Origin of the sequence: Streptomyces cinnamoneus (genome assembly GCF_014650495.1) — a bacterium.
GTDB lineage: Bacteria > Actinomycetota > Actinomycetes > Streptomycetales > Streptomycetaceae > Streptomyces > Streptomyces cinnamoneus.
Genome location: NZ_BMVB01000020.1, coordinates 1 through 18,188, shown reverse-complemented (window position 1 = coordinate 18,188; position 18,188 = coordinate 1). Strand labels below are relative to the sequence as shown.

Annotated in this window: 16 protein-coding genes and 2 tRNA genes; 9 read left to right on the top strand and 9 right to left on the bottom strand. The window is 72.9% G+C overall.

All coding sequences use genetic code 11. From position 1 onward, the window contains the following. Positions 1–48: 48 nt before the first annotated feature. The gene (locus tag IE182_RS23865; protein ID WP_190111970.1) at positions 49–1,518 is read left to right on the top strand and encodes an ROK family transcriptional regulator; all 1,470 of its coding nucleotides are present in this window, start codon (positions 49–51) and stop codon (positions 1,516–1,518) included. Between the two features lie 106 nt (positions 1,519–1,624). After that, entirely contained in the window at positions 1,625–2,530 is a 906-nt protein-coding gene (locus IE182_RS23860; RefSeq protein ID WP_190111969.1) for a hypothetical protein, read from the top strand. A gap of 6 nt (positions 2,531–2,536) precedes the next feature. Here the strand turns inward: IE182_RS23860 and IE182_RS23855 are convergent, their stop codons facing one another. Then, positions 2,537–2,989 carry a hypothetical protein gene (locus tag IE182_RS23855; protein ID WP_190111968.1) on the bottom strand — a complete coding sequence of 151 codons (453 nt, stop codon included), beginning with the start codon at positions 2,987–2,989 and terminating at the stop codon, positions 2,537–2,539. Positions 2,990–3,329: 340 nt separating this feature from the next. On the opposite strand from IE182_RS23855, the gene IE182_RS23850 reads away from it, so the two are divergent. From IE182_RS23850 to IE182_RS23835, 4 genes are all read left to right on the top strand, one after another. Further along, entirely contained in the window at positions 3,330–4,109 is a 780-nt protein-coding gene (locus IE182_RS23850; protein WP_190111967.1) for an HAD-IIA family hydrolase, read from the top strand. A 156-nt stretch (positions 4,110–4,265) separates the two neighbouring features. Next, a complete protein-coding gene (locus IE182_RS23845) occupies positions 4,266–4,958 on the top strand; it encodes a hypothetical protein (RefSeq protein WP_190111966.1) in 693 nt (230 codons plus the stop codon). A 10-nt stretch (positions 4,959–4,968) separates the two neighbouring features. Continuing rightward, positions 4,969–5,634, top strand: a complete 666-nt coding sequence (locus tag IE182_RS23840) for a class F sortase (RefSeq protein WP_190111965.1) — start codon at positions 4,969–4,971, stop codon at positions 5,632–5,634. Between the two features lie 130 nt (positions 5,635–5,764). Next, entirely contained in the window at positions 5,765–6,817 is a 1,053-nt protein-coding gene (locus IE182_RS23835) for a glycoside hydrolase family 6 protein (RefSeq protein WP_190111964.1), read from the top strand. 45 nt (positions 6,818–6,862) lie between these two features. On the opposite strand, the gene glxA is transcribed toward IE182_RS23835, so the two are convergent. From glxA to IE182_RS23820, 3 genes are all read right to left on the bottom strand, one after another. Beyond that, positions 6,863–8,812: a radical copper oxidase GlxA gene (gene glxA / locus IE182_RS23830; RefSeq protein WP_190111963.1), complete on the bottom strand. Its 1,950-nt coding sequence runs from the start codon at positions 8,810–8,812 to the stop codon at positions 6,863–6,865. Beyond that, positions 8,809–10,668, bottom strand: coding sequence for a glycosyltransferase family 2 protein (locus tag IE182_RS23825; protein ID WP_190111962.1), 1,860 nt, complete (start codon positions 10,666–10,668; stop codon positions 8,809–8,811). Before IE182_RS23825 ends, glxA begins: the two co-directional genes overlap by 4 nt. A gap of 355 nt (positions 10,669–11,023) precedes the next feature. Continuing rightward, a tRNA-Lys gene (locus IE182_RS23820) sits at positions 11,024–11,097 on the bottom strand. 264 nt (positions 11,098–11,361) lie between these two features. Between IE182_RS23820 and IE182_RS32655 the strand changes: the two genes are divergently transcribed. Both IE182_RS32655 and IE182_RS23810 read left to right on the top strand, forming a co-directional pair. Further along, complete coding sequence (locus IE182_RS32655; RefSeq protein ID WP_308432153.1) at positions 11,362–12,720, top strand: C40 family peptidase; 1,359 nt, start codon at positions 11,362–11,364, stop codon at positions 12,718–12,720. Positions 12,721–12,844: 124 nt separating this feature from the next. Continuing rightward, positions 12,845–13,435: a lytic polysaccharide monooxygenase auxiliary activity family 9 protein gene (locus IE182_RS23810; RefSeq protein ID WP_190111960.1), complete on the top strand. Its 591-nt coding sequence runs from the start codon at positions 12,845–12,847 to the stop codon at positions 13,433–13,435. Positions 13,436–13,513: 78 nt separating this feature from the next. On the opposite strand, the gene IE182_RS23805 is transcribed toward IE182_RS23810, so the two are convergent. From IE182_RS23805 to IE182_RS23785, 5 genes are all read right to left on the bottom strand, one after another. Next, positions 13,514–14,338, bottom strand: coding sequence for a cytochrome c biogenesis CcdA family protein (locus IE182_RS23805; RefSeq protein ID WP_190111959.1), 825 nt, complete (start codon positions 14,336–14,338; stop codon positions 13,514–13,516). Further along, positions 14,335–15,114 carry a DsbA family protein gene (locus tag IE182_RS23800; protein WP_190111958.1) on the bottom strand — a complete coding sequence of 260 codons (780 nt, stop codon included), beginning with the start codon at positions 15,112–15,114 and terminating at the stop codon, positions 14,335–14,337. Before IE182_RS23800 ends, IE182_RS23805 begins: the two co-directional genes overlap by 4 nt. Before the next feature lie 76 nt (positions 15,115–15,190). Further along, positions 15,191–15,616: a hypothetical protein gene (locus IE182_RS23795; RefSeq protein ID WP_190111957.1), complete on the bottom strand. Its 426-nt coding sequence runs from the start codon at positions 15,614–15,616 to the stop codon at positions 15,191–15,193. A gap of 114 nt (positions 15,617–15,730) precedes the next feature. Beyond that, positions 15,731–15,804 (bottom strand) — tRNA-Lys (locus tag IE182_RS23790). Positions 15,805–15,905: 101 nt separating this feature from the next. After that, complete coding sequence (locus IE182_RS23785; RefSeq protein ID WP_190111956.1) at positions 15,906–16,664, bottom strand: IclR family transcriptional regulator; 759 nt, start codon at positions 16,662–16,664, stop codon at positions 15,906–15,908. Positions 16,665–16,943: 279 nt separating this feature from the next. Here IE182_RS23785 and IE182_RS23780 point away from each other — a divergent pair, with 279 nt between their 5' ends. After that, positions 16,944–18,050, top strand: a complete 1,107-nt coding sequence (locus IE182_RS23780; protein ID WP_190111955.1) for an LLM class flavin-dependent oxidoreductase — start codon at positions 16,944–16,946, stop codon at positions 18,048–18,050. Positions 18,051–18,188 lie beyond the last annotated feature (138 nt).

The window sequence follows — 18,188 nt, the reverse complement described above, 5'->3', positions numbered from 1 at the left end:
GCCCTTCACTTTGGCAACAGTGTTGCGTAAGTGCAAGTGCAGGGGAGAATGTGGCCCGTGAGCACTCTCCGTACCGGCCGTCCCGGCGCCAACCTCGCTGCCCTGCGTGACCACAATGCCGCCGTCGTGCTCGGCCTGCTGCGCGACGCGGGCGAGCGGGGCGCCAGCCGGGGGGAGCTGGCCGCGGGCACCGGCCTGACCCCGCAGGCCGTCAGCAAGATCACCGCCCGGCTGCGGGACGCCGGCCTCGCGACCGCCGCGGGCCGCCGCTCGTCCACGGGCGGCAAGCCGGCGACCGCGCTGCGGCTGGTGCCCGGTGCGGCGTACGCGGTCGGCCTCCACCTCGACCGCGATGCGGTCACGGCCACCCTGGTCGACCTGGCGGGCACCGCCGTTGCGACCCGCACCGCCCCTCTCGCCTTCGGCGCGGGCGCGGAGGCGGTCCTCACCACGGTGACGGCCGAGGTCCACGCCCTCTGGGGCGGGGAGACGGCCGGGCGGGCCGCCGACGCGACGGCCACGACCCCGGGGCCGGCACCGGCCGCCCGTGGGGGAGCGGCGCCGGCCGGCGGCACGTCACCCGCCTCTGGCGCGGGGCCTGCTTCGGCTGCCGACATGGTGCCGCCCGCTTCGGCCGCCGGCGCGGGTCCGGGACCGGCCGCCCCTGCGGGAGCGGCACTGACCGGCGGTACGTCCCCTGCCCCTGGCGCTGGGCTCGCTTCGGTCGCCGGCCCGGGCCCGGCACCGGCCGCCCCTGCGGGAGCAGTGCCGGCCGGCGGTACGGCACCCGCCCCCCATCCCCCCGCCGACCTCCTGGGCGTCGGTGTCGCCGCCCCCGGGCCGCTCGATCACCGGCGGGGGGTGCTGCACCGCGTCACCGGCTTCCCGCAGTGGGACGGGTTCCCCCTCAGGGACGCCCTCGCCGGGCGGCTCGGGCTGCCCGTCGTTCTCGACAAGGACACCAACGCCGCCGCCCTCGGCCTCCTGCACGGTGCGCGCGGGGCCGGCCGCGGTGCCGCCTCCTTCGCCTACCTGCACCTCGGCACCGGACTCGGCGCCGGCCTCGTCCTCGGGGGCGCGGTCCACCGGGGGGCCCGGACCGGGGCGGGGGAGTTCGGGCACCAGGTGCTGCAGCTCGACGGGCCGCCGTGCCCCTGCGGCAGGCGCGGCTGCGTCGAGGTCCTGTGCCTGCGCGCCGCGGCCGACGGGGACGCCCCCCGCGCCGCCCGCCTCCTCGGCGTCGCCGCCGCCAACCTCGTCCAGCTGCTGGACATCGACCTCGTGCTGCTCGGCGGCCGGACGGTCCTGGCCGACCCCGAGCCGTACCTGCGGGGCGTGCGCTCCGAACTCCCGCCCACCGTCCCCGTCGCCGTCGCCCCCAGCGGCGACCGCACCGTGGCCGAGGGTGCGGCCGAGCTCGTCCTCGCCCCGTTGTTCGGCCGCGCCGGCCCGGCCCTCGACGCCGACGAGGACGCCCGGCCGGATGAAACGACAATCGGCCTACCGGGTGGGATGTGACGCCCGGTCGGGGGCACGTCCCCGCGCCGCGCGGCGGCCGGGCGGCGCGGACGGGATGGGATGGGGCGCGTACGACGACCGGAGTCCCCACCCGCAAAGGTCCGCGATGGCTGCGATGTGCGCGTTGTCCCCGCCCCGCCTCCCCGGGCCCGTCCGGCGCGCCCTCCTCGTCGGCGCGGCCCTGCTGACCCTCGGTGCGGCCGGCGGCGCGGCACGTTCCGCCATCGATCCCCCGCAGTCGCACTGCGGCGACCCCCGCAGCGCGCAGTTCCCCCTCGGCTCGCGGCTGAGCGGCGGGCCGCGCACGTACGAACGCGGGGGCTCCCCGCAGACCTGGCGGCTGGAGCTGCGCAACACCACCGACGCCGCATGCCGGGACGTCCACCCCGTCGCCGTCCTCTCCGACAAGGGCCGCGCGCTCGAACCCGGCCACATCCACCTCGACTTCTACGACGCGGACGGCGCGCGCTGGCTGCCCGTCGCCTTCGAGCGGACGGACGAGGCCGAGAACGTGGGTGTGCTGGGCGGCGGTTCCCCACAGGACGCGTCCGGCTTCCCCGGGTTCGTCGTGCCCCCGCACGGCACGGTCACCGTGCCCCTGCGCCTGGCCTTCGCGGGCAACACCCCCGCCGGACCGGTCACCGCCAACGTCACCGCGGTGCAGAAGCGCGGCGACGACGGAGCGTGGGTCGGGGAGTCGGACGACTACACCTTCGCCGTGGAGCCCGGGCGGCCCGGCGTCCACCCCGAGCGGCCCGGCGTCCACCCCGGGCGCACGCACCGGGCCGCAGCGCCCGGCGGCAACAGGGGCAACGACGACGCCCCGCCCGCACTGGCCGACACCGGCGACGCGCTTCCGCTGTACGGCATCGGCGCCACCGCCTGCGCCCTGCTGGCCGGCGGCACGGCCCTCGTGCTCGGCATGCGGGCCGTGCGCCGCCGCACGGCGGCCGTTCAGGAGGAGGTCCGGGCGGCGGCGGGGGTGCGGCGGCCGCCCGGGGCGGATCACTGAAGCCGGTCAGCAGTCCGCGTTCTCGTGCGCGGCCAGGATGAACGGCGCGCTGTGCCGGAAGGACGCGATGGTGCCGCGCTTGTCACACAAGGTGACGATGTAGTGGAAGACGTGGCACCCGGGGAGCTTGGGCGGCACCTCGATGGGGAAGCACACCCACTTGACGTACGTTCCCTTGCAGCCGTTGGGCTTCCAGCCGTCGTTCTTGGAGAAGTGCTGCGCCTTGCCCAGGACGCTCATCTCCTTGTTGGGCTCCGCCAGACACTCGTCGATGCAGTGCAGGCTGAGCGTGTACGGAAGGCACGAGTTGCCGATGTAGCTGCCGGCGATGATCTCCACGCAGACCTTGAACTTGTTCACCGGTCCGTGACAGCAGACGTTCGGCCTGCAGGTGGCGACGTCACCGTCGTGCGGCGTCGTGATCACCCGCGTGATCATCGCGTCGTTGGGTGCGAGCAAGGGGGTGCCCCCTCTCTCCTTCGATGGGGTGCGCCCTGCTGCCGCAGGGCGGGCATCACACACCGTACGGAGCGGGGTACTCGGGGCACATGCGCCGATATCCGGGCGTGCGTGGCACTCCCACGGCGTGGCGGGGCGGGGCGTTCCGGGTCCTCGTCGCCGCTCCACCGTCGCTGCGCCGACCCTCATCCCCCGTGTGGGGGGATAGTCGCAGGATGAACCTTCGCAGGGGTGCCTTCGGCCGACTGATTAGGCTGGGGGTGTCGGAGCGGCGCACGAGAGGTGCCGCTCCGGCGTCCCCGGGTCCCAGCGATGGGCACAGCACGGCAGGAGTCGCACAGTGGCAGAGCGCAAGCCGATCCAGTCCTGGCTCACCGACATGGACGGTGTCCTGATGCACGAGGGCATCCCGGTGCCCGGGGCCGACGCCTTCATCAAGGGCCTGCGCGAGTCCGGCAAGCCCTTCCTCGTGCTGACGAACAATTCGATGTACACGCCCCGCGACCTGCACGCCCGCCTGCAGCGGATCGGCCTGGACGTGCCGGTGCCCAACATCTGGACCTCCGCCCTGGCCACCGCCCAGTTCCTGGACGACCAGCGCCCCGGCGGCACCGCCTACGTCATCGGCGAGGCCGGGCTGACCACCGCCCTGCACGACATCGGCTACGTCCTCACCGACGCGGACCCCGACTACGTCGTGCTGGGAGAAACACGGACCTACAGCTTCGAGGCGCTCACCAAGGCGATCCGGCTCATCAACAACGGTGCCCGCTTCATCGCCACCAACCCCGACGAGACCGGCCCCTCCGCCGAGGGCGCCCTGCCCGCCACGGGCTCCGTCGCCGCACTGATCACCAAGGCGACCGGCCGCGAGCCCTACTTCGTCGGCAAGCCGAACCCCCTGATGATGCGGGCCGGCCTCAACGCCATCGGCGCGCACTCCGAGAGCAGCGCCATGATCGGCGACCGGATGGACACGGACATCCTGGCCGGGCTGGAGGCCGGGATGGAGACCTTCCTGGTGCTGACGGGCCTGACCCGCGCCGAAGAGGTCGACACCTTCCCCTTCCGCCCGTCGCGGGTGGTCGACTCGATCGCGGACCTGGTCGCCCTGATCTGAGGCGAGGCCCGCCTGAGGCGGGCGCCGGTGTGAGCCGGTTGCCCTGCGGCAGCCACCCGCCGGGCTTACGCGCTCGCCGAATGGAGCAATACCGCTACGGAGCGGATGCGGGCCGGTGCGGCACGGGGTGAACCTCGGGATACCAGGAGGTTCACCATGGCTACAGTCCGCTTCGCCCTCAGTGGCGCCCTGACGGCCGCGCTCGCCGTCTGCGCGGCCCCCGCTCATGCCCATGACGGCCCCGTCACCATGTCCGGAACCATTGAGCTCACCTCTGTCACCAGCAGACCCGGCGCCGAGGTGCAGCTGCGCATCTCCGGCTGTGCCAGCGAACGGGCGACCGCCAGCTCGGAGGCGTTCGTCCACGACGCCCGGCTCACCAGGGACTCCGCCGGGATGTTCGCCGAGGCGACGGTCCGCCAGACCGCGTCGGCCGGCACGTACCCGGTCCGCGTGCGGTGCGACGGCTACGACGCCGCCGCCGTCGGCAAGCTGACGGTCGTCACCGACGGCAGCGACCTGTCCGACACGCGCTCCTCCTCCGACCGCGACGGCGGCCACGACCGCTCCGACGCCCGCTCCGACCGCCCCGGCCGCGGTGAACACGGCGACCGCGGTGAGCGGGGTGAGCGGGGTGAGCACGGCGACCGCGGCGAGCACGGCGACCGCGGCGGCCGGGAACCCCACGGCCTGTACTCCTCGCCCGTCGCACCCGTGCCCGCCGGCGCCGGCGGCACCGCGGCCACCGCCGAGGCCCCCGACACCCCGGGGCTCGTGCTGGCCGGCACGACCGCGGCCATCGCCGGCGGCCTGATCTGGTACCGGCGGCGCACCAACGCGCAGCAGTGAGCCGCGGGCCATGTCCGAGGACCGCCCGAGCGGAGCGGGCCGCCTCCTGACCGGGGCGGCCTGGGCCGCGCTGCTGGTCGCGTTGTGGATGTGGGGCCGGGACATCACCGAGGTGCCGATGGCCTCCGCCCCCACGACCGGGGACGTCGCCGCCGTGGGCCGTCCGGCCGGCGCCGCCCTGCCCCCGCCCCACCGGCCGCTGCCCGGCGCCCTCCCCCAGGGCCTGACCATTCCCGCGATGAACGTGCGGGCCGCGGTCGAGGGCCACGGACTGAACCGGGCCGGCGCCGTCGAGCCGCCCCCGTACGACCGGCCCAACACCGTCGCCTGGTACCGCGACGGCCCCGAGCCGGGCACCCGGGGCGCCGCCGTCCTCGTCGGGCACCTGGACACCGACCGGGCGCCGGGCGTCTTCTACGGACTCGGGTCCCTCAAACGCGGCCAGACGATCGCCGTCGACCGCGCGGACGGCTCCACGGCCGAGTTCACCGTCGAGGACGTCAGGGTCTTCACCAAGAACCGCTTCGACGCCGCGAAGGTCTACGGCCCGCGCCGGGCGGGCCGCGCCGAACTGCGCCTGATCACCTGCGGCGGCGACTACGACCGCGCCCGCCGCGCGTACAGCGCCAACCTCGTCGTCTCCGCCTATCTGACGGGCACGGTCCCGGACGTGTGACCGTCGCCCAAGAGGGCGACCGAGGACCGTGTCGTGACATGACTGCCCTCGGCCGGGGGCACGTCTGTGCCAGCATGGGAACGGCACCTCCAACGGCACCTCCAGAGGCAGGAAACCCAAGGGGGAGTGGATGTACGGCAGCAACACCGGTCACACCCGCCGCAGCCGCAGGGCCGCGGCGCGGGCCGGAGCGGTGGGGGTGCTCCTCCTTCTCGCGGTCCCCGGCTGCTCCTCCTCGGACGAGGCGCCGAAGAAGGAGGCCGCCCCCGCCTCGCAGCAGCCCGCCCAGCAGCAGCCCAAAGCGCGGTCTCCCTTCTGGGTGAACCCGGACGGGACCGCGGCGAAGGAGTCTGCGCGGCTGCGCCGGTCGGGCAAGGAGGCCGACGCCGAGCTGCTCCAGAAGATCGCCAGCCAGCCGGTCGCGGAATGGGTGGGCATCGACGACCCCGAGGGGCAGACGCGCGGCTTCACGGAGGCCGCGGTCAAGGCCGACCGGGACGCCCTGCTGGTGCTCTACAACATCCCGCACCGCGACTGCGGCCAGTACTCCCAGGGCGGCGCCTCCGACGGCGACGCCTACCGGGCCTGGCTGGACCGGGCGGTCAGGGGCATCGGTGACCGCCCGGCGACCGTGATCCTGGAGCCGGACGCCCTGCCGCACATGGAGGACGGCTGCACGCCGCAGGAGTATCACGAGGAGCGGTTCGCGCTGATCAAGGAGGCCGTCGGTAAGCTCAAGGCGCTGCCGAGGACCAAGGTGTACCTGGACGCCGGCAACCCGAGCTGGGTCACGCCCGTCGACCGGATGGCCGAGCCGCTGCGCAGGGCCGGCATCGAGCAGGCCGACGGCTTCGCGCTCAACGTCTCCAACTTCCAGACCACCGAGGACAGCAAGGACTACGGCCACCGCCTCTCCCGGCTGGTGGGCGGCAAGCACTTCGTCATCGACACCAGCCGCAACGGCAACGGGCCGCTGTCCGGCGGCGATCACGAGAAGGCGTGGTGCAACCCCTCCGGCCGGGCCCTCGGCGAGCCGCCGACCACCCGCACCGGGGACCGGCAGGTCGACGCCTACCTGTGGGTCAAGCGGCCGGGGGAGTCGGACGGCGCCTGCAAGGGCGGCCCGGACGCCGGCCAGTGGTGGGAGACCTACGCCCTCGAACTGGCCCGCAACTCCCGCTGACCGGCCCCGCCGGACCCGTCGCCCCCACCGCCTCCGGGCCGGCCCTCAGGAGGACGGCTCCTCGGCCACCGGGACCTTCACCCACACCGCCTCCGACGGGGTGCCCTTCCCGTCGACCACCGTGAGCATGTACCAGCCGGGCGGCACCAGGGCAGGGTCCTGCGGGACGGTGAGGGTGACACCGTCCGCGGTCTTCGTCATGTCCAGGGCGATCGAGCGCTGTTCGATGTTGGTGACGTGGGTGAACGATCCCGGCCGGATGAGCCGGGCCCGGGCGATGTCCTTCGGGTCGCTCGTGCGGTACGTGGTCTGCTCGCCGAGCCTGACGGTGCGGGGCCCGGTCTCCTTGATCTCGGGGCGTCCCTCGCGGAAGCGGTAGGGCGGGGTGTAGAGGTCGATCTGCTGCTGGAAGGTGGCCGCCTTGGTGTTGGCCGCGTCACCGAACAGCGAGTCGGAGCCGAACGTCATCACGCGCCCGTCCGGCAGCAGCAGCGCGCCGGAGTGGTAGTTGCGGCCCACGAGCGGGTCCGCGACGGGGCGGGTGGAGTTGGACCCGGGGTCGTAGAGCTCGGCCTGCAGGACGTTGGAGTTACTGCGGCCCCGGTAGTCGCCCGAGCCGTTCGTGGTGAGCACGGTGTCGTCGGGCAGGATGACGCTGCTGGGGTAGCGGACCTTGGCGTAGAGGTCGGGCCCGTCGTGGAAGCGGGGCTTCTCCTCGCGCAGGTCGACGATGCGCGTCCTGGCGGTGGACTTGCGGTCCTCTCCGACCCCGCCGCCGCCCAGCACCATGTAGCGCTGTTTCTGGGCGGGCGGGAGGAGGACGGACATCGACGTCTCCAGGACGTCCGGGTCGCTGATGCCGGGCACCTCGGTGAACTCGTTGCTCTCCACGTTCCACAGGCCGGGGACGCGGCCCTTGTCGGCCGGTCCGTAGCCGGCGTTGGAGCCGGTGTAGAAGACCTTGTTCCGGCCGGCGAGGAAGAGGGCCGGATAGGTGGGGAAGAAGCGCTCCTTGGGCAGGTAGGACCACTTCTTGGTGGCCGGGTCGTAGATCTCGTTCTTCCCGGGGACGACCTGGCCGATCTCGTCGAGGCCGGAGACCGAGAGCACCTTTCCGTCCTGAAGGGTGGTCAGCGTCGGGTACCAGCGGGCCTCTGCCATGGGGTCGACCGTGACGTAGCGCTCGGCGACCGGGTCGAATTCGAAGCTGTCCCTGATGCCCTGGAAGTCCTTCTTGTCGAAGGAGAGCTTGTTGGCGATGCCGTACGCGTTCTGGGCGTCGGCGCCGCCGAGTCCCTCGATGCGGAAATTGTCGGTGGTCCCCGTCTCGTACTCGTGACCCTTCTCCAGCGCCTCCACATAGACGCGGGCGGTGCTGGCGGTGACCTTGACCTGGTCGCCCTCGCCCTCCTTCTTGGCGCGCGGCACGAGCACCGCGTCCTTCGACTCGAAGGTCTTGTGGCTCTCCTTGCCGGTGAAGCGGGTGCCGGCCGGGAACGTCATCGGCTTGTCGGGGTTCTCGTTGTGGACGAGCATCAGGCCGCCGGCCTTGGTGACGTCGCCCTCCAGCTTTTCGTAGCGCTGGGTGCCGCCGGCCACCAGGAGCTTGCCGTCGGCCAGCTGGGTGTGGCCGGCACAGAACAGGTCCTTGGGCGTGGGGATGTTCTCGAAGGCGTTCGTGCGCGGGTCCCACAGGACCGTGCGGAAGGACTTGGCCTTGAAATTCGCCGCGTTGTTCCCGGAGCCCGCCACCAGCAGCACCTTGCCGGTGTGCAGCAGGGCGGCGTGAATCGTATTGATGCGGTATTCCCTGGGCACGTCCACGACGTCCCAGTGGCCGTTCTTCGCCTTGTACTTCGGCTGATTGATCTTGTAATCGTGGTACTGGTCGGCGGCGTAGCCCCAGAGCGCCGGCCCGTTCATCCCCGCCAGGACGACCACGACCGCCGCACCGACCGCGGTGCGGCGGGTGCGGCGGCTCGGTTGGAATCTCATTGCTGACGGGCTCCCTCGGGGTGCTCGGCGCGGTACACGGTCCACCACCAGGCCAGGATCGGGGCCACGGTGACCGCCAGGGCGAGCACCGCCCAGGTGCGCATCGCCACGTGGGTGTGGCCGAGGACGAAGGACGCCACCAGCGACCCGCCGAAGACGAGCAGGAAGAAGAGGTGGATGCGGAACGTGCCGAAGAGGGTGTCGGGGCTGGACGAGTCGCCCTTCGGCGTCACCACGAACCTGCTCTTGCGGCGCAGGACCGCGTCGGTGAGGGAACGGGCATAGACGGGGGCGGAGAGCGCGGACATCACCATGCCGGCGAGCCCGCCGGAGCCCTCGGGCTCGTGCGGGGAGACGTTGTGCCGGCGGTTCCAGATGTAGAGGCCGATCTGGAGGGCGGCCGCGTCGCTGTAGAGCATCATCCAGACCTGGGAATTGATGGAGATCCCGGATGCGCCGAGCCCCAGGAAGAGGGCGCAACTGAGGGCGCCGAGCATCCAGTTGAGCGCTGTCATGGGGTAGTAGATGACCATCAGCGTGTAATTGAGGAACTTCCCCGGCGAGAGGGTGAAGGGACCCTTCCAGTACTGCTTGATGATGGTCTCGTACGTCCCCCGGGACCAGCGCAGCTGCTGGGTGAAGAAGTCCGTCCAGGCGTTCGGGCCCTCGCCGACGGCGAGCACGTCCGGGGTGTAGACCGAACGCCATTTCTTGCCCGTGGCCGGATTGCGGTGCCGGTGCAGCTCGAATCCGGTGGCCATGTCCTCGGTGATCGAGTCGTACAGGCCGCCGATGCCCTTGAGGGCGCTGATGCGCACCGCATTGTTGGTGCCGACGAACATGGGGGCGCCGTAGCGGTTGCCGGCGCGCTGAATGAGGGCGTGGAAGAGGAACTGCTGGCTTTCGGCCGCTTTGGTGACCGCCGCGTCGTAGTTCCCGTACACCTGAGGTCCAACGACAAAGGCGACATCCGGGTCACGGAAGTAACCGAGCATCCGCTCCAGGAAGTTGGGAAGCGGCACGTGATCGGTGTCGACGGAGGCGAAGAAGTCGTAGTCGTCGCCGTGCGCGTCGAGCCAGGCGTTGTAATTGCCGTGCTTGGTTCTCGCCCGGTGCGGGCCCTTGGGGCGATTCCATTTCTCGACCCCCTTGCGGGAGAAGTGGCGCACCCCCAGGCGGGCGCAGACGGCCTTGACCTCCGGGTCGTCGCCCTCGTCGAGCAGCCATACGTGCACGGGGCCGCGGTGGCGGACCCGGACCGCCGCTTCGAGCGTTCTGGTGACCATGCCGATCGGTTCCTTGCCCGGCACGAAGGAGGTCAGGAAGGCGACTCTGGTGCCGGTCTCGGGAACGACCGGTATCGGGTCGCGGGCGACGAGGGTGGCGTGGGCGTTGGAGGTGACGTTGAGCGTACGGAACAGCTCGATCAGGCCGATCGACACCAGCATCACGGTGTCGAGGACGCGCATCAGCAGGGTGCCGTTCTCCCGCTGGGTCCAGTGCGAGGGCTGCATCAGCCAGATCAGCAGGCCCAGCGAGACCACGGGGGCCGCCCCCAGCAGCAGCGCCGCCTGGATGCGGTGCGGCTCGTCGGCCAGGAGGCTGCGGTAGCGGACGCGGTAGGGGCCCGGGCCCGGGGCGGGGTCGGTCAGCGGCCCGGCCAGGCGGCTGTAGTGCTCGTAGTCGAAGCGGGGCCGCTCGGGGCGTTGGTGCGGCGGGGGGAGCCTGGGCGGATCCGGGGGCTGCGGCCGGCTCCCGGCGGTGTCCGCCGGGGTGGCCGGGGCGGGGACGCGCAGGCGCGTCGTCACCGACGGATCGTAAGTCTGCTGCCGGGCGTCGGCAGGCGTGGACGTCATCAGTCATTCCCCCCGCACGCATGGTGACTGCGTGTGTGCCTGTCCAAGAGCCCGCCGACCCCCCTTGACCGTGCGGGCGCGCGCCGGTGCCGGCTCCCCCCGGCACCGCCCAACTCACTGGCCCCAAGTCACTGGTCAGAAAGTGACATTGGGTGTAGCTGTGCGTTTCAGGATCTCGGACCGTTCATCATGATCGCAAGGGTGAAACAAGGTGTTTACCGGGCAAAGCGGTACGTCGAACGAAGATGCGTGCGAACGTTGCCTAAGTGGTCACGGCTGACGCGCTTGTGTGTTCGTATCGCTCAAGGAACGACTTAGGGCCCCTCACCAGTGGTGAGGAGCCCTAAGTCTCGCGTGCGCCGCCAGGGACTCGAACCCCGGACCCGCTGATTAAGAGTCAGCTGCTCTAACCAACTGAGCTAGCGGCGCCTGCTGACAGAGAAAACTCTACCTGACGTTCGGGGGTGCTTCCGACCACCTCTGCCGGGGCGGCCGGTTCCGGCGGTGCCCCGGTGGTGGCCCGGTGGTGGCCCGGTGGTGGCCGTGGGGCCGCATCGGCGTCCGCTGTACCCCGTAATGACCGGATCATTCTTACGTAGGGTGATCGGGGCGCGACGTGCGGTCTTTTTCCGTCGCTGAGAAGCTGTGCCGTGCGAAACGGGAGGGGTGAACCGAAGGAAAGGCGGTAGGGAGATGTCCGAGGACATAGGGGATATACCCGCCGAGAACGCCCGACGGCGGCCGCGCGCCGCCCTGATGACGGCCGTGGGGGCCGCGCTGATCGTCGGCGCGGGAACGGCCTCGGCGGCCGCCGCCGATCCCCCCGACCCGGCCCCCAGCCTCGAACCCGGCGACCCCGGAGCCCCGCCCGCCCCTGAGGCCCTGCCCGGGCACGGGGAGTCGCCGCCTGCGCCTGAGGTCCCGCATGCGCCCGGGGTGCCGCCTGAGCCTGATGCCGGGGGTGTGCGGGGGGCGCCGCCTGAGCGCGGGGCGCCGGCCGCGCCCGAGGTGGCGTCCGCCTCCGGGCGTCTGGGTGTGCCTGCGGTACCGTCCGCTTCCGTGCGTCCGGGCGTGCCTGCGGTACCGTCCGCTTCCGTGCGTCCGGCCGCGCTTGCGGCGCCATCCGCTTCCGGGCGTCTGGGCGTGCCCGCGGCGCCACCTGCCCCCGGGCGTCCGGCCGCCCCCAGGATGTCGACGGTCGGCAAGGCTGCAGCGGCCGCCAAGGCGTCGGCCGGCGCCCCCAGGGCGTCGGCTGTGCCCAAGCGCCCGGCCGTCCCGAAGGGGTCGGCCGTCCCGAAGACGCCGCGCGCTCCCAAGGCGCCCGCCCCTCTCGATGCCCCAGCTCCCCTTGACGCCCCTATCGCGCCCACGGCGCCGGGCGCGCGCAAGCCCCCCGCCCCCCTCGCCGCCTCCGCCGGCCCCAAGGCCCCCGCTGGCCCCAAGGCGCCCGGCCCCCTCAGCGGGCCCGCTGGCCCCAAGGCCCCCGCTGCCTCCGAGGCGCCCGCCCCCCTCAACGCCCCCGCCCCCCTCAACGCCCCCGCCGCGCCCAAGCCTCCCGCTGTCGGCCCGCGTGCTCCCGTCGGCCCGCAGGGGGTGGCTGTGCGGAAAGGCCGGGCGCTGCGTGTCGTGCGGGCGCCGCGGCCGGATGTGGAGCGGGCTGTTTCCTATGCGCTGCGCCATGTGGGCGACCCTTACCTCCGCGGGGGTTCCGGGCCGAGGAGGTGGGACTGTTCCGGGCTCGTTCAGCAGGCGTACCGCCGGGCCGGCGTCACGCTGCCGCGGGTGGCCGCCGACCAGTACCGCGCCACCCGGCGCATCCCGCGCAGCGCACTGCGCCGCGGCGACCTGGTCTTCTGGTCCACCAACGGCCACGCCTCCGGCGTGCACCACGTCGCGATCTACCTGGGCGGCGGACGCTACGTCGAGGCCGCCCGCCCGGGCACCAAGGTCCGCCTCTCCGGCTTCGCCCTCTACGACCCCCACCTGTACGGCCGACCGTCACCCGTACGGAGCAAGCGGACGAAGAAGCGGCCCGCCGGACCGGCTGCGTAACGATCCGCACCCAGGTCACGATTTTGGCCTGGACATGACTATTGGCCGGTACTAGCGTCTGCCCTGGTCTAGACCGCAATCCACTCGACTCACAGAACCCCCCACGTTCTACGAGGAGTGCGCCATGCGCAAAAAGATCAGTGCGGCGATCATCGGCTCAGGCGCCGCGTGTCTCTCGCTCGTCCCCACCGGAAGCGCCGGCAGCCACGGCTACACGGACGCGCCCACCAGTCGTCAGGTGCTCTGTGCCAAGGGCACCGTGCAGGACTGCGGGGAGATCCAGTGGGAGCCCCAGTCCGTCGAGGGACCCAAGGGCTTCCCGTCCCGCGGCCCCGCCGACGGCACCCTCTGCGCGGGCGGCAACAGCCGCTTCGCCGGACTCGACGACCCCCGCGGCGGGAACTGGCCGGCCACCACGGTCACCGGCGGCCAGAGCTACTCCTTCCGCTGGAGGCTCACCGCCCGCCACGCCACCACCGACTTCCGCTACTACCTCACCAACGGCCACTACGACCCCACCAGACCGCTCACCCGGTCCGACCTCGAACCGCAGCCGTTCCTGACGGTCCCCTACAACGGCCGGGTCCCGGACGCCACCGTCACCCACCAGGGCAAGCTCCCCGGCGACCGGACGGGCAGGCAGCTGATCCTCGCGGTGTGGACGATCGCCGACACGGGCAATGCGTTCTACGCCTGTTCCGACGTCCGGTTCTGAACCGGACGGGCTGACGGGCGGACGGACGGCCGTGGGGCGGCCGGCGCCCGGCCCGCCCCACGGCACCCGCCCGTCCGCTCATTCCTCCGGGTCGCGCCGGAACGCGTACCGGGCCAGCACCCCCGCGATCACCAGCGCGACCACGGCCAGCAGGGCGTAGTCGGGCACGGCGTTGCCCACTCGGGTGGCGAGCTCCTCCAGCCGGAACTCCTGGTCGGCGTCCACCGGCGACGGCAGCCCGGTCGTCCCGCCGTAGCCGAGGAAGAGCACCCCGATCCCGATGAAGAACAGCCCCGACAGCAGGGAGGTGGTGTGCAGCCGCAGCCGGCCGAGGCGCAGCTCCCGGCCGCGCAGCCAGCGCCGGCTGCCCAGCCGGAACCGGTCCCAGAACAGCGCCAGGACGAACAGCGGCAGCGCCATGCCCAGCGCGTAGACGGCGAGCATCGACGCCCCGTACACCGGATTGCCGTTGACGGCGGTCACCGTGAGGACCGCGCCGAGGATCGGCCCGGCGCAGAAGCCGGCCAGCCCGTACACGCAGCCCAGCAGGAAGGTGGAGGCCGCCGAGCGGGGCGTGATGCGCCCGGCTGCCGCCTGGGCCCTCTTCGAGGCGAAGCCCAGCCCGCATATCTGCGCGAGGCCCATCATCACGACCACCCAGCCGCCGATGGTGATCAGCAGCTCCCGGTGGCCGTTGAAGAGCCGGCTGGCGGCGGTGGAGGCCGCACCGAGCGGCACGAGGGTGGTCGCGAGCCCGAGGTAGAAGACGCCGGTGCGGGCCAGCAGCCTGCCCGGGGTCGCGAGCGAGTACGCGAAGAAGGCCGGCAGCAGCAGTGCGCTGCACGGGCTGACCAGGGCGAGGACGCCGCCGAGGAAGGCGGCGAGGTAGCCGATGTCGTTCACTTGCCGGACTTCTGCGCCGCGGAGTCGCCGGCCTCGGCCGCCCGGACGGCCTTGGCCCGGGCGATGGCGGCCTCGAACTCCTTCAGCGGCTGGGCGCCGGCGAGGGGCCGGCCGCCGACGATGAAGGTCGGGGTGGACTGCACACCGAGGGAGTAGCCCTCCTCCTGGTCCTTCTTGACCGCGGCCGCGGCGTCGGAGCCGTTCATGTCGGTGCGGAACCGGTCGAGGTCCTTCACGCCGGCCTTCTCCGCCAGCTCGGCCAGCTTGTCCTCGGCCAGTGCGTCGCCCTTGCGGAGCTTGGCGAAGACCTCGTCGTGGAACTGCCAGAAGCGGCCCTGCCGCCCGGCGGCCCAGGAGGCGCGGGCGGCCCGCTCGGAGTCCTTGCCGAAGATCGGGAAGTTGCGGAACTCGACCCGCAGGGTCCCCTCGTCCACGTACTTCCTGATCAGCTCGGGCTGGGTCTCGCGGGTGAAGCGGCCGCAGTACGAGCACTGGTAGTCGGCGTACTCGACGAGGACGACGGGCGCGTCGGTCCTGCCGATCGCCAGCGGGTCGCCGTCCGTGCGGCGGCTGGTGGTCTTCTCCAGCTGGTCGTAGGTGGGCTGCTGCGGGTCGTAGGTGAGGGCGGCGTCGTCGCCGGACGCCTTCGGCTTGCCGGAGCCGCCGCCCGCGCTCTTGCCGATGGCGATGCCGGCGGCGACGAGCGCCACGACGAGGGCGAGGACGGCGCCGATGGCCGCGAGGCGGCGGGAGGGCGTGGAGATGCGTGCGGACATGAGGGTGGAGCTCCATGGGTCGTACGGAATCTGGGCATGCCGGAGCACGGCCCGCGCGGGGCCGTGGCGGACCGGTCTAGATCCGTAGGACGGGGAGCAGCTCGGCGCAGCCGGCGACCGGCGCGGGCGGGGCCCTGGCCGGACCGGCCTGCGGGGCGTGCGTCTGCGGCAGTGCCGTGCGCGGGGCGCCGGGGCCGGTGAGCGGGTCGCCGTGGCCGTGCGCGACGGCCGCCTCGGCGCCCTTGAGGGGGACGTCCTGCTGGCGGCAGGTGCCGCCGGTGGTCCCGGAGTCCGCGCGGGGAGCGGCCTCGGGCCTGCTGCCGGCACTCGGGCCGGCAGCGGGAGCGGGAGCAGGAGCGTGCGCTGCCGCGAAGGCGGCGAAGGCCGAGGGGCCCGCGGGGGCGGCGGCGGAGGGGCCCGCGCCGCTGAGGGCGGGGGCGAAGACCACGGCGAGGAGGAGCAGGAGCACGGCGGCAGCCGTCGGGCGGCGACGCTGTGACACGTGCGCTCCTCCCCTCCGGTCTGCTGTGCGGCGCGCCCCGCCGGGCGCGGCCTCCCATGCTACGGGCCGTACGACGAAGGCCCTCACCGATCGGTGAGGGCCTTCGTCTGTCTGTGCGCCGCCAGGGACTCGAACCCCGGACCCGCTGATTAAGAGTCAGCTGCTCTAACCAACTGAGCTAGCGGCGCCTGCTGACAGAGAAAACTCTACCTGATGTCGAGGGGTGCTCCGAACCACCTGTCACACGGGCCCCTGCCGGCTCGTTCCGGCGGGGATCTCCGGCGCGGGCCTAGAGCGCCATCGACAGCAGCATCGGGGCGGCGTGCCGGTTCAGGGTGTCGGCCGCCTGCCGCAGCCGGTGGGCGTGGCGCACCGGCAGGGAGAGCGCCAGCGAGCCGACCGTGCGTCCGGCGGTGACCGGCACCGCCGCGCACACCGTGCCCACCGCGTACTCCTGCAGGTCGAGGACGGGCACCGAGACGGGCTGGGCGTCCAGCTTGCTGAAGAGCACCTTTTCGTTGGTGATCGTCTTGGAGGTGAGCCGGGCGGTGCGGTGGCGGGAGAGGTGGTCGCGCCGGTCGTCGTGGTCGAGCTGGGTCAGCAGGCACTTGCCGATCGCCATGGCGTGCGCCGCGGAGCGGAAGTCGACCCATTCGTGCACCCGTGGGGTGCGCGGCCCGTCGGCGTACTGCGTGATGCGGATCTCGCCGTCCACGTAGCTGCTCAGGTAGACGGCGGCGCCGACCGTGTCGCGCAGGGCGGTCAGCGAGCGCTGGAGCTTGCGTTCCAGTGCCTTGGCGCGGTCGCCGCCGGTGCCCAGCAGGACGAGGGCCTCGCCGGTGACGTAGCCGCCGTCGCCGGTCCGCTCCACGTACTCCTCGCGGCGCAGCATCAGCAGGAGGTGGGCGAGCTGGCCGGTGGCCAGTCCGGTCTCGCGGGCGATCTGGGCCTCGCTCACGCCGCCGGTGTACTTGGCGACCGTCTCCAGCACGCGCAGGGCGTGCTGCACCGAGTGGAACGGTGCGGTCGGCTCGGGCCTGAGCGCCACGGTCTCCCCCTTGCGGTTTCCAGTGGGTCTCCGCTGTCCACGATAAGGGCGAAACAGGCGGCGTGGAGAGGGTGTTGAGCAGAATCGGTACGGCGTCCGTACCCCTGTGCTGGCACTTGCGACCTTGGCATATGTCAGTGGCCTGAGCGTCGGGCGGTGCGGGCCCGGTGGCGCACGGCCGGCTCGCCCGGAATAAGCGGAGAGAAGCTCCGGTTATGGCCGGTCGGGGCGCGTCCGCGCTCCGGACCGGACTCACCCAGACCAGGGAGGCGGGCCACCGTGGCCGACGCACAGGACGAACGGGACGACACCATCCGGGCGCATCCGCGGGGCACCGCCCCGGTGCCCCTGTCCGTGCTGGACCTCGCGACCGTCGGCAGCGGCCGCACGGCCCGGCAGGCGTTCGGCACCACCGTCGAGCTCGCGCGCCTCGCCGAGCGGCGCGGCTTCCACCGCTTCTGGGTCGCCGAGCACCACTCCATGCCCGGTGTCGCCAGCTCCTCCCCGGCCGTCCTCCTCGCCCACCTCGCCGCCCGCACCGAGACCATCCGGCTCGGCTCCGGCGGCGTCATGCTGCCCAACCACGCACCGCTGGTGATCGCCGAACAGTTCGGCACGCTGGAGGCGCTCGCGCCGGGGCGTGTGGATCTGGGCCTCGGGCGTGCGCCCGGCACGGACGGCGCGACGGCCGCCGCCCTGCGCCGTCAGGACCGGCTCGCCGAGGGGGCCGACGACTTCCCGCAGCAGCTGTCCGAGCTGACGCGCTTCCTGGACGACGACTTCCCCGACGGTCACCGCTACGCCCGCATCCACGCCGTCCCCGGCCCCGTCCAGGGCCGCGTCGCCGGCGGGGTGCAGCGCGCCGACCGGCCGTCCGTCTGGCTGCTGGGCTCCTCCGGCTTCAGCGCCCGGCTCGCCGGCGAGCTCGGCCTGCCGTTCTCGTTCGCCCACCACTTCTCGGCCGCCAACACCGTCCCCGCGCTGCAGCTCTACCGCGACTCCTTCCGGCCCTCGGCCGTCCTCGACCGGCCGTACGCCGCGATCGGTGTCCAGGCCCTGGCTGCCGACGACGCCAAGGAGGCCCGCCGGCAGGTGCTCACCGGCGCCCTGGCGATGCTGCGGCTGCGCACGGGACGGCCGGGGCTGGTGCCGACGCCGGAGGAGGCGGAGCGGTACGCCTTCGGGCTCGCCGAGCAGGAGTTCGTGGAGGGGTGGCTGCGGAACGTCGTCTTCGGCACGCCGGACGCGGTGCGGGAGGGGCTGAACGCGCTGGTGCGGCGCACCGGCGCGGACGAGCTGATGATCACGACCAATGCGCACGGCCCCGAGGCACGGCTGCGCAGCTACGGGCTGATCGCCGACGCCTACGGCCTGCCGGCCGCGTAGGCGGGCCCGGAAGTCGCGGCCTGGGGCGGGGAGCGCGGGGCGGGGAGCCGGGAGTGGGGACCTAGGCCGTGTCCGCAAAGTAGCGCCGTACGCCCGAAGGGCGTGGCCCGCGGCGTCTGGTGCTGGGGGCACCTCCCA

Bases quoted from the DNA above. Each gene is read 5' to 3' on its own strand.
- IE182_RS23865 (WP_190111970.1), top strand. From the start codon at position 49: ATGTGGCCCGTGAGCACTCTCCGTACCGGCCGTCCCGGCGCCAACCTC.
- IE182_RS23860 (WP_190111969.1), top strand. From the start codon at position 1,625: ATGGCTGCGATGTGCGCGTTGTCCCCGCCCCGCCTCCCCGGGCCCGTC.
- IE182_RS23845 (WP_190111966.1), top strand. From the start codon at position 4,266: ATGGCTACAGTCCGCTTCGCCCTCAGTGGCGCCCTGACGGCCGCGCTC.
- IE182_RS23840 (WP_190111965.1), top strand. From the start codon at position 4,969: ATGTCCGAGGACCGCCCGAGCGGAGCGGGCCGCCTCCTGACCGGGGCG.
- IE182_RS23835 (WP_190111964.1), top strand. From the start codon at position 5,765: ATGTACGGCAGCAACACCGGTCACACCCGCCGCAGCCGCAGGGCCGCG.
- glxA (WP_190111963.1), bottom strand. From the start codon at position 8,812: ATGAGATTCCAACCGAGCCGCCGCACCCGCCGCACCGCGGTCGGTGCG.
- IE182_RS23825 (WP_190111962.1), bottom strand. From the start codon at position 10,668: ATGACGTCCACGCCTGCCGACGCCCGGCAGCAGACTTACGATCCGTCG.
- IE182_RS32655 (WP_308432153.1), top strand. From the start codon at position 11,362: ATGTCCGAGGACATAGGGGATATACCCGCCGAGAACGCCCGACGGCGG.
- IE182_RS23810 (WP_190111960.1), top strand. From the start codon at position 12,845: ATGCGCAAAAAGATCAGTGCGGCGATCATCGGCTCAGGCGCCGCGTGT.
- IE182_RS23800 (WP_190111958.1), bottom strand. From the start codon at position 15,114: ATGTCCGCACGCATCTCCACGCCCTCCCGCCGCCTCGCGGCCATCGGC.